Origin of the sequence: Actinophytocola sp. (assembly GCF_036002505.1) — a bacterium.
In the GTDB taxonomy this organism is placed as follows: domain Bacteria; phylum Actinomycetota; class Actinomycetes; order Mycobacteriales; family Pseudonocardiaceae; genus DASYTH01.
On record NZ_DASYTH010000181.1, the window covers coordinates 1 to 1865 of the forward strand.

The 1865-nt window shown below is 71.4% G+C and carries 2 protein-coding genes and 1 pseudogene; all 3 read left to right on the forward strand.

The window, feature by feature from the left end:
* Positions 1-447: pseudogene (locus tag VGR06_RS15255) on the forward strand (hypothetical protein); the annotation flags it as partial.
* A 93-nt stretch (positions 448-540) separates the two neighbouring features.
* Positions 541-798 carry a hypothetical protein gene (locus tag VGR06_RS15260; protein WP_327559728.1) on the forward strand — a complete coding sequence of 86 codons (258 nt, stop codon included), beginning with the start codon at positions 541-543 and terminating at the stop codon, positions 796-798.
* Positions 795-1691, forward strand: a complete 897-nt coding sequence (locus VGR06_RS15265) for a Druantia anti-phage system protein DruA (protein WP_327559729.1) — start codon at positions 795-797, stop codon at positions 1689-1691. The genes VGR06_RS15260 and VGR06_RS15265 overlap by 4 nt, the downstream gene beginning before the upstream one ends.
* The last annotated feature ends 174 nt before the right edge of the window (positions 1692-1865 follow it).

Consider the following 1865-nt stretch of genomic DNA (forward strand, 5'->3'; position numbering starts at 1 on the left):
GACCGGTGGATCTTCGGTGACCGCGACAGCGGCGGCTACCTCCTCCAGTTCTCCTGGACGAAGATCGTCCGGCATGACCTGGTCAAGGGCAGGGCGTCACCGGACGACCCGGCCTTGGCCGAGTACTGGGCCAGACGGTGCCGCAGGGCCGGACCCGAACCACCGTTGGACCGCACCAGCCAGCGTCTGCTCAAGACGCAACACGGTAGGTGCGCGATCTGCGGAGGGTTCCTCCTGCACGCCGACCATCAGCCGACCAGCCCCGACGAATGGGAACGGTGGCTGAAGGCGACCCGGAAGGCGATCACCAGGCACGCGATCGCCGTCATCGGGACGGGCCCACCGGACGACACGGAACCGCGTCTGATCCACACCCACTGTCAGTCACGCACCACGGCTGCCAGACCAGCACTTCCGCCAGCCCGCAAGCCTTCAGGGCCTGCTTGAGCCGAGATGCCGGGAAAGCCGGCACGTCCGGTTCTGAGGGGGCCCCGGCGCAGCAATGCGCCGGGGCTACCCGACCGGGCGCTACGCAACCCGGTGGTCGGACGCAAGAACTACTACGGCTCGGGATCGGTGTGGGCCGCTGAGCTCGCGAGCCGGGCCTGGACCGTCACTGCCACCGCCGACCGGGCCGGGTGTAACCCGCTGGCCTACCTCACCGCCTACCTCGACGCCTGCGCCGCGGCCGGGGGGAAGCCGCCGGAGGACGCCGACCTGGCCCGGTTCTTCCCCTGGGCGGCCAACCCGGCCGACCTGGCGGGCTGGCGGCCTACACCCGGCGGGCCGGCGCCGTGACCGGGGCGAGTTCCGGTGCGGTCCGCTACTGCGGGCGGACCTTCACCCCGGCCGACCTGGAGACGATCCGCGCCCTGGCCGCGGCGCTCCCCACCCGCCGGGCGATCGCCGACGCGGTCTGCGACGCGCTGCACTGGCGTCGCCCCGACGGGCGGAGAAAGGACATGTCGGCGCGGGTGGCGCTGGGCCGCATGCACCACGACGGGCTGATCACCCTGCCCCCGCCGCGCAACGGCAACGGCAACGGCCGACACGCCCGCCACCGCCACCCCGACCCGCAACTCGCCCTGCCCACCGACCCGGCGCCGATCACCGGCACCCTGGCCGACCTCGGCCCGCTGCGGCTGACCGTCGTGGCCACCGCCGCCGAGTCTCGGACATGGAACGCGCTCATCGCCGCGCACCACTACCTCGGCTACACCCCACTCGCCGGCGCCCAACTGCGTTACCTCGTCCACACCGACGCCGGCACCCTGGCGGCGCTCGGCTTCGCCGCCGCCGCGTGGAAATGCGCCCCCCGCGACGCTCACATCGGCTGGGACCCCGCCACCCGCGCACAGCGACTGCACCTCGTCGTCGGCAACGCCCGGTTCCTCATCCGCCCCCACGTGCGGGTGCCGCACCTCGCCTCAACAATCCTCGCCCGCGCCGCCCGCCGGCTCCCCGCCGACTGGCGCGACCGCTACGGCTACACCCCGGTGCTGCTGGAAACCTTCGTCGAGACCGGCCGATTCACCGCGGCCAGCTACCGCGCCGCGAACTGGATCCACGTCGGACAAACCCAAGGCAGAGGCAAACTCGACCGCCGGCACCAGCACGCGCTACCGGTCAAGGACGTCTACCTCTACCCACTCCACCGGCACTTCCGGCGCATCCTCACCGCCCCCGACTGACACTTGTCACGGACGGGATCACCGAATAGTTACCGTCAACGATCAGGCCAGCGAGCATCGCGACGCCGGAGACCCGGTGATCAGCGTGGACACCAAGAAGAAGGAACCTGCGCCGCGAGGCGCCTCGTCATATCCCTAGCTGAGCTGGGAGGAATTCGGAGGAGTATTCCTGGG